This window comes from Embleya sp. NPDC055664 (assembly GCF_053618075.1).
On record NZ_JBSHGZ010000020.1, the window covers coordinates 164,171 to 173,071 of the forward strand.

General features: G+C 71.9%; 6 protein-coding genes. 5 read left to right on the forward strand and 1 reads right to left on the reverse strand.

What is annotated here, in order from left to right:
* The first annotated feature begins 64 nt into the window (after positions 1–64).
* Both ACWGR4_RS28620 and ACWGR4_RS28625 read left to right on the forward strand, forming a co-directional pair.
* Positions 65–2,467 carry an ATP-binding cassette domain-containing protein gene (locus ACWGR4_RS28620; protein ID WP_452132949.1) on the forward strand — a complete coding sequence of 801 codons (2,403 nt, stop codon included), beginning with the start codon at positions 65–67 and terminating at the stop codon, positions 2,465–2,467.
* A 146-nt stretch (positions 2,468–2,613) separates the two neighbouring features.
* Positions 2,614–3,720 (forward strand): winged helix DNA-binding domain-containing protein, encoded by a 1,107-nt coding sequence (locus ACWGR4_RS28625; protein WP_452132948.1) that lies wholly within the window; start codon positions 2,614–2,616, stop codon positions 3,718–3,720.
* A gap of 115 nt (positions 3,721–3,835) precedes the next feature.
* Here ACWGR4_RS28625 and ACWGR4_RS28630 read toward each other — a convergent pair whose 3' ends face one another.
* Positions 3,836–5,023, reverse strand: coding sequence for a hypothetical protein (locus tag ACWGR4_RS28630; protein WP_452132947.1), 1,188 nt, complete (start codon positions 5,021–5,023; stop codon positions 3,836–3,838).
* 277 nt (positions 5,024–5,300) lie between these two features.
* Between ACWGR4_RS28630 and ACWGR4_RS28635 the strand changes: the two genes are divergently transcribed.
* The 3 genes from ACWGR4_RS28635 to ACWGR4_RS28645 all read left to right on the forward strand — a co-directional run bounded on the left by ACWGR4_RS28635 (position 5,301) and on the right by ACWGR4_RS28645 (position 8,856).
* Positions 5,301–6,329: a proline racemase family protein gene (locus ACWGR4_RS28635; protein ID WP_452132958.1), complete on the forward strand. Its 1,029-nt coding sequence runs from the start codon at positions 5,301–5,303 to the stop codon at positions 6,327–6,329.
* Positions 6,326–7,243, forward strand: coding sequence for an ornithine cyclodeaminase family protein (locus tag ACWGR4_RS28640; protein ID WP_452132946.1), 918 nt, complete (start codon positions 6,326–6,328; stop codon positions 7,241–7,243). Before ACWGR4_RS28635 ends, ACWGR4_RS28640 begins: the two co-directional genes overlap by 4 nt.
* 113 nt (positions 7,244–7,356) lie before the next feature.
* A complete protein-coding gene (locus ACWGR4_RS28645; protein WP_452132945.1) occupies positions 7,357–8,856 on the forward strand; it encodes an MFS transporter in 1,500 nt (499 codons plus the stop codon).
* Positions 8,857–8,901: the final 45 nt, after the last annotated feature.

Here is an 8,901-nt window from a genome sequence, read left to right on the forward strand (position 1 = left end):
ACACACCGCCGACCCGCCGGCGCCGACCCACCGAAAACGCCCGACCGCGAGCACAGGAGTCAGGATGAGCAAGGCCCCGAGGACGAATGTGCGGTCGCCCGCGCCGCACGTCGCCGACACCCACGATCTGATCCGCGTACACGGCGCCCGGGTGAACAACCTCAAGGACATCGACGTCGAGATCCCCAAGCGTCGATTGACCGTCTTCACCGGTGTGTCCGGCTCGGGCAAGAGTTCGCTCGTCTTCGGCACGATCGCCGCGGAGTCCCAGCGGCTGATCAACGAGACCTACAGCGCCTTCGTCCAGGGCTTCATGCCGACCCTGGCCCGGCCGGAGGTGGACGTCCTCGAAGGGCTGACCACCGCGATCCTGGTCGACCAGCAGCGCATGGGCTCCAACCCGCGCTCCACGGTCGGCACCGCCACCGACGCCAACGCGATGTTGCGCATCCTGTTCAGCCGACTCGGCAAGCCGCACATCGGCCCGCCGAGCGCGTACGCGTTCAACGTGCCCTCGGTCCGGGCCACCGGCGCGATCACCGTCGAGCGCGGGGCCAAGAAGGCGGTGAAGGCGTCCTTCCAGCGCACCGGCGGCATGTGTCCCGGCTGCGAGGGCCGGGGCACCGTCTCCGACATCGACCTCACGCAGCTCTACGACGACTCCAAGTCGCTCAACGAGGGCGCGCTCACCGTCCCCGGCTACAGCATGGAGGGCTGGTACGGCCGGATCTTCGGCGGCTGCGGCTTCTTCGACCCGGACAAACCGATCCGCAAGTTCACCAAGAAGGAACTGCACGACCTCCTGTACAAGGAGCCGACCAAGATCAAGGTCGACGGGATCAACCTGACCTACGAGGGGCTGATCCCGAAGATCCGCAAGTCGATGCTGGCCAAGGACATCGACGCGCTCCAGCCGCACATCCGGGCGTTCGTCGAGCGCGCGATGACGTTCGGGACCTGCCCCGAGTGCGGTGGCACCCGGCTGAGCGAGGGGGCCAGGTCGTCGCGGATCAAGCGGGTGAGCATCGCCGACGCGTGCGCGATGCAGATCAGCGATCTGGCGGAGTGGATCCGAGGCATCGACGAGCCGTCGGTGGCGCCGTTGCTCGCCAACCTCGGGCACTCCCTCGACTCGTTCGTCGAGATCGGCCTCGGCTACCTCTCGCTCGACCGGGCGGCGGGCACGCTGTCCGGCGGCGAGGCGCAGCGGGTCAAGATGATCCGCCACCTCGGCTCCGCGCTCACCGACACCACGTACGTCTTCGACGAGCCCACCATCGGCCTGCACCCGCACGACATCCGGCGGATGAACGACCTGCTGCTGCGCCTGCGGGACAAGGGCAACACGGTGCTCGTGGTGGAGCACAAGCCGGAGACGATCGGGATCGCCGACCATGTGATCGACCTCGGCCCGGGCGCCGGTTCGGCCGGCGGCACGGTCTGCTTCGAGGGCACCGTGGACGAGTTGCGCAAGAGCGAGACCGTCACCGGCCGGCACTTCGACGACCGGGCCATGCTCAAGGAGCGGGTACGCAAGCCCACCGGCGCGCTGGAGATCCGCGGCGCGGCCACGCACAACCTGCGCGACGTCGACGTGGACGTGCCGCTCGGCGTGCTCACGGTGGTCACCGGGGTCGCGGGCTCCGGGAAGAGTTCGCTCGTGTACGGCTCGCTGGTGGGCGGCTCGCATGCCGCCGGCGAGGGTGTGGTGTCGGTCGACCAAGCGCCGATCCGGGGTTCGCGGCGCAGCAATCCGGCGACGTACACCGGGCTGCTCGACCCGATTCGCAAGGCGTTCGCGAAGGCGAACGGGGTGAAGCCGGCCCTGTTCAGCGCCAACTCCGAGGGTGCCTGTCCCACCTGCAACGGGGTCGGCGTGGTCTACACCGACCTGGCGATGATGGCCTCCGTGGCGAGTGTGTGCGAGGAGTGCGAGGGCAGGCGGTTCGACGCCTCGGTGCTGGAATACCACCTGGGCGGGCGCGACATCAGCGAGGTGCTGGCGATGTCGGTGAACGAGGCGCAGGAGTTCTTCGGCGCGGGCGAGGCGCACACGCCGGCCGCGCACACCATCCTCGGGCGGCTCGCCGACGTCGGGCTCGGCTACCTCGGTCTGGGGCAGCCACTGACCACGCTGTCCGGCGGCGAGCGGCAGCGGCTCAAGCTGGCCACGCACATGGGCGACAAGGGCGGGGTGTACGTCCTGGACGAGCCGACCACGGGTCTGCACCTCGCCGACGTCGAGCAACTGCTCGGGCTGCTGGACCGGTTGGTCGACGCGGGCAAGTCGGTGATCGTGATCGAGCACCACCAGGCGGTGATGGCGCACGCCGACTGGATCATCGACCTCGGGCCCGGGGCGGGGCACGACGGCGGGCGGGTGGTGTTCGAGGGCACGCCGGCGGATCTGGTCGCGGCCCGGTCGACCCTGACCGCGGAGCACCTGGCGGACTACGTGGGGGGCTGAGGGAGCCGGGGTCCTGTACATGGGCCATGCCATCGGTAGCGGTCATACCCTGACCGCTACCGATGTCAGGCTGGGGACATGGACGCGAGAAAAGGCGAGGGATCGGTCGTGATCGTGGGCGGGGAAACGAAGGGTGGTCGCCGGCGATGACCGTTCTCGACGCGCGGGCGCTCAACCGGGCGACCCTGGCACGGCAGTTGTTGCTCGATCGGGTCGACATGGCGCCGGCTACGGCCGTCGCGCACGTCGGCGGTCTCCAGGCGCAGGAACCGCAGGAGCCGTTCATCGGGCTCTGGTCGCGGCTGCGCGCGTTCGACCCGGCGACGCTGTCCGACCTGGTGACCGGACGCGACGTGGTGCGCACCCACCTGATGCGCCGGACCGTGCACCTGGTCACCGCCGCCGACGCGCTGGCCTGGCGGGCCCGCCACGACGCGATGTTGCGGCAGCGGGTGATGGGCGTGTACCGCCGCGAGCTGGAGGGGATCGATCTCGACGAACTGGCCGCGCAGGGCCGGAAGGTGATGGCCGACGGGCTGCCGCGCTCGATGTCGGAGTTCGCCCGGGCGCTCGCCGATCGTTGGCCCGACGTGTCGCCGAAGGCGCTGGGGGAGATGCTGATCGCGCTCGTCCCGGTGGTGCAGCTCCCGCCGCGCGGGGTGTGGCGGACCCGGGCGGGCGTGCGCAACGCGCTCGTCTCCTCGTGGCTGGGGCGCGAGGTCGACCCGCCGGCCCCGGCGGACACGGATCCGGTCGGCGAAGCGCTGGTACGGCGTTATCTGGCCGCGTTCGGTCCAGCCTCCTCGGCCGATCTGCGCGCCTGGTGCGGCCTTGCGGGTCTGCCGCGCGCGGTTGCCGCGGTGCGCCCGGAACTGGTCTCGTTCCGGGACGAGCGGGGGCGCGAGCTGCTGGATCTGCCCGATGCGCCGCGCCCCGACCCCGACACCCCCGCCCCGGTGCGCTTCCTCCCCGCCTTCGACAACGCGCTCCTGGGTTACGACGACCGCACCCGCATCGTCGACGACGCGCACCGGGGCCTGTCGGTCGCCGGCGTGCGCGTGGTCCTGCTGGACGGCCGGGTCGGCGCGACGTGGAGCGTCGAGGGCGGGGCGGTGACGGTCACCCCGCTGCGATCGTTGTCCCGGGCCGAACACGCCGCCGTGGGCGAGGAGGGGCAGGCGTTGGCGTCGTTCCTGTCCGACGGCGGGAACGACCGGGTGCGGATCGGGGAGGCCGCCCGCCGGTGCGGGTGAGGGTGAACGTGGCCCCGGCGCTGCGGGTCGCGCTGTCCGGGGCCGCGCCGTTCGGGTTTGCGATTCTCGGGTCGGCGATCGCCCGGCGGGCGGGTGTGGTCGGCTCGTCCGCCTGTCAGGCCGGAGGTTGGTTCAGGTCCTCCTCGTCGGCTTCGGTGAGGATGCCCTCCGGGCTGACGTAGAGATTGTCGATCGGGGCCTGGCCGTAGCCCGTCTCGACAATCTCCTCGATCCGTTCGCAGATCTCCTCCGGTGACGCCGTTGCGGCACGATCTCCCTCGGGGCGTCCCCGCTTGCCGACGTGTTGGCCGAAGAGGTCCGCGATGCGTTCGTCGAGCCCGACGCGGACCCGGGTTCCCGGCACCACCGCGACGAGGAACCGCACGCCGTCGACGGTGAGCGTGGCGGTGCTGCCCTCGATCATCTCGAGGAAGGGACGATAGAACTCCTCGTAGAACTTCGCCTTTTCCATCGGATCGCCTTCCTCCCGGCCCCGCTTTTGGGCGGGGTCGGCCACGTGCAGGTGCCACCGGCCGTCGGCGGGATTGACCCGCGCGACGGAGGCGATGCGGGCATTGGGCGCGACGAACGCCGGGAAAACGCCCGGCATGCGCACCGTGGCGAGCCTGCGGGTCTGGTCGATCGCCGTGCCGAGCAGCGCCGGCACCCCGGCGACGGCGAAACCGCCGCCGCCCGCGCCCACACCGCGCCCCTTGGCCTCCCACACCTGGCAGGTGCCCGCCCCCAGGTTGAAGAACACGATGTCGGGCAGGTTGGCCGCGGCGAACGCGGGATCGACCGTGTATCCGGCGCCCGCGCCCCCGAACGCGGCGACGTGGCGGGACAGGTGACGCGGGAAGGTGAAGCCGGTGATCCCGGCGGTGTACATGGCCAGTGTCACGCCTATGAAGTAGGCCAGGGCGCGTTTTTCGCCCGCGTCCAGCGCCGCCAGGATCGGTGTGTCGTGCAGGTGACCGCCCGCCGCCGTGTAGGCGGCCACGCGCAGCGACGCGATGCGCCAGGTCGCCTCGTATGCGGGGTGTGGCCCCGCCGGGTACAGCCCGATGCGCAGCGACGCGTTCGTCAGTCCGGCCCAGGTGTAGGGCGCGTTCGCCGCCATCGCGGGAACGGCCGCCAATCCGGCCGCGGGTATTCCGCCGGCCAAGTGCGGCACCAGCGCGGCGCCGGCGGTGTTGGCCAGATTGATCAGTCGCGGCGCCGGGTCGCCCACCCCGGCGGGAGCGGCGAGGACCGGTTGACAGTTGCCGACGGCGGCGTGGAACTGGTAGGCGAAATGCGGCACTTCGACCTCCATGGGTCAGGCGCGGGGAGGCGGAATGCCTCTCTTCAACCTATCCGCCACGAAAGACCGTTGTCTGGCGAATAGCCAACGCCGGGACGGGGGCGGGCGCGGGGTGAGAACGAGAGCGCGGATGGAGGAAACCGCCCGGCCGATCGGTCCGGGGAAATACTTGCGGGTGTCTGATATCTATTAATACAATGTCACACCTTACAAAGCTGTCGCGCCGTCCGCTCGTGCCCGGCAGGTCCCCATCCCCGCCCAGGAAGAAGGCGCCCGCATCGTGATCGCCGCCATCGAGACCGTCGACTACCACGCCGCCGGCGAACCCTTCCGGATCGTCTCCCATGGGCTGCCCGTGATCGCCGGGGACACCGTGGCCGAGCGGCGGGCGATCGTACTCGGAGCGGGGGGCACCGCCACCGCGCCGCGACCCGGGCCGCTCGACGACATCCGCCGACTGCTCACCCGCGAACCGCGCGGGCACGGCGGCATGTACGGCGGTTTCGTGGTTCCGCCCGACGACGACGAGGCACACCTGGGGGTGCTGTTCTGGCACAAGGACGGCTACTCCACCGCGTGCGGCCACGGCACCATCGCGCTCGGCGCGTGGGCGGTCGACTCGGGGCGGGTGGCGGCGCCGGCGGATGGAACGGCGCGGGTGTACATCGACGTTCCCTCCGGTCGGGTCACCGCCATCGTGCACCGCCGCGCCGGGCGGACCACCTCGGTGACCTTCCGCAACGTGCCCACGGGCATCGCCGCCAGGAAGATCCCGGTGACCACCTCGCGCGGCCCGGTACAGGTCGACCTCGCCCACTCCGGGGCCTGCTACGCCTCCGTCTCGGCGACCTCGCTCGGCCTTGCCGTCACCCCGGAGCAGCTGCCCGAGATCACCGCGATCGGCCGGGAGATCCGCGCCGCGCTCGCCGACGAGCCGGCCACCCGGCATCCCGACGACCCGCGTTTGTCCGGGGTCTACGGCGTCATCCTCCACGAGGAACTGCCGGACACCGGGACCGGACTCCACCAGCGCAACGTCACCGTGTTCGCCGACGGCCAGATCGACCGTTCCCCGTGCGGTTCGGGTACGTCCGCGCGGCTGGCGCTGCTCGCCGACAGCGGTCGGATCGCGACGGGCGACGAACTGCGCCACGAGTCGATCATCGGCACGGTCTTCACCGGCAAGGTCGTCGGGTCGCACACCGCCGGCGTGCTCACCGAGGTCACCGGCACGGCGTATCGCACCGGCGAGCATCGGTTCCTCCTCGACGCCGACGACACGCTCGGGGCGGGGTTCCTGCTGTGACGGCGACGGATCAACTGCCCACGATCCCCGTGGAGTTGGCGCCCGTGCAGGCGATCGCGACGATCGAGCGCACGCTGCTCGGCGGCCTCGATCCGGAGGGTGCACCGCCCCGGTCGAGCGTGGCCGTGCCCGCCGGGGAACTGCTCCTGATGCCCGCGGCGGTGTCGTCGCACGTGGGCGTCAAGATCGCCGGGGTCGCGGTCGGCAATCCGGCCCGGGGGCTGCCCCGGATCACCGGCAGCTACCTGCTGCTCGACGGGCCCACGCTGCGACCGTTGGCGCTGTTCGACGGCGCCGCGCTGACCACGCTGCGGACGCCCGCGGTCAGCGCCGTCGCGGTCCGGCGGCTGGCCCTCGCCGATGCCGCGCACCTGGTGCTGTTCGGTACGGGTCCGCAGGCGTACGGGCACCTGGCGGCCCTGCTCGCCGTCCGGCCGCTGAAACGGCTCACGGTGGTGGCGCGACGTGTCGAGGCGGCCCGGGAACTGGCCGAGCACGCCCGCGCGTTCGGTCTCGCGGCGACGGTCGGGACGCCGGACGCGGTCGCCGACGCCGACATCGTGGTGTGCGCGACCACGGCCCGCGAACCGCTGTTCGACGGCACGCTGGTGCCCGCCCACGCGGTCGTGGTGGCGGTGGGATCGCACGAGCCGACGGCGCGGGAGGTCGACACCGCGCTGGTCCGGCGCGCGGCCGTGTACGTCGAGGCGCGCTCCGCCGCCGGCAAGGAGGCCGGCGATCTGCTCCTCGCCGGGTGGGACGCGAGCCGCGACGCCGGGGTGAACCTCGCGGAGTTGGTCCGGGGGGAGGGGGCGGTCCCCGAGGACCGGCCACGATTCTTCAAGAGCGTCGGGATGTCGTGGGAGGACCTGGCCGTCGCGGTGGAGATCCACCGGCGCCACGAGGGAAATTGACCCACGAATCCGTGCTCGAAATGCACCCTGTGGCTGGTCGATCGCGCGCCTAGGTTTGTGTTTGCCACCAGGCGAACCGCACCGCACCGCACCTCCACAGAACAGGTCACGCCATGTCGTCCCGAGTCGCCACGCCAAGCCGCAGGACCGCCGCCGCCGAAGCCCCCGGCGGCGGTACCACCATCGCCGAAACGCCCTCCCGCCGTCGGCCGGGGCTCGTGCTCGCGTTGTTGGCGTTCGCCCAACTGATCATCTCGATCGACTACAACATCGTCTACGTCGCGCTCCCCGAGATCGGCACCGGGCTCGGCTTCTCCGCACAGAACCTCCAGTGGGTGATCAGCGCCTACGCCGTGGCCTTCGGCGGCTTCCTGCTCCTCGGCGGTCGGGCGAGCGACCTGTTCGGGCCGCGTCGGATGTTCACGCTCGGACTGTCGCTCTACGCCGTCTCGTCCCTGCTCGGCGGACTCGCCGGATCACCCGCGCTGTTGATCGCCGCCCGAGCGATCCAGGGCATCGGCGGCGCCTTCCTCTTCCCCGCCACGCTCACCCTCGTGTCCACGAGCTTCGCCGAAGGACGGGAACGCAACCGGGCGTTCGCGGTGTGGGGCACCGCCGGCGGCAGCGGGATGATCCTGGGCTCGCTCCTGGGCGGCGTGCTGACCCAGTCTCTCGGCTGGGAATCGGTCTTCTTCGTCAACGTCCCGCTCGCCGCCCTCGCCGCCGCGCTCGCGTTCCCGCTGATCACCCCCGACGCGCCGCGGACCAGGGGCCGTTCGTTCGACCTGACCGGCGCGCTCACCTCCACCGTCGGAATCACCGCCGTGGTCTACGCCCTCGTCCAGGGACCCGAATCCGGCTGGACCGCCACCCCCGTGCTCGGCGCCGCGCTCGCCGGCCTCGCCCTGCTCGCCGCCTTCGTCGCCGTCGAACGCCGCAGCGCCGACCCGCTGTTGCCGCTGCGCCTGTTCGCCAACCGCAACCTCACCGTCGGCACCGGCGTCACCTTCCTCTACATGGCCACCTTCGGCACCCTGCTCTACTTCCTGACCGTCTACTTCCAGGGCGTGCACGGCTACAGCGCGCTGCGCACCGGCCTGGCCTTCCTGGTCCCGATGGCCGCCATCGCGGTCGGCTCGCAGACCGCGGGGCGGCTGGCCACCCGGTACGGCATCCGCCCGATCCTGATCGCCTCGCTGCTGACCGGTGCCGCCGGCGCCGCGATCATCGCGCCGACCATGTCCGCCGACGCCTCCTACGCCGCCCTGATCCCCGGACTCGTCGTCCTCGGCATCGGCCAGGGCGCGGGCTACACCCTGATGTTCGGCGCCGCCTCGACCGGGGTGAGCCCCACCGACCAGGGCATCGCGTCCGGTATCGCCTCCACCAGCCAGCAGATCGGCGGCGCCGTCGGCCTGGCCCTCCTGGTCGCCATCGCCAACGCCGGCCTGGGCGAGCACACCGGCGAGGCGCTGCGCGTCGCCACCGCCGACGGCCTGCGCACCGCGGTGTACCTGGCCGCCGCCGGCATCGTGCTGACGGCCCTCGCCGCGCTGGCCCTGCGCCGGCCCGCCGCCCGCGAGGTCGCCGCTCACGCCCCCGCCCACGTCTGAGCACCCACCCACGCCGCGCGGCGCCGCCCCACCCGGGGTCGGCGC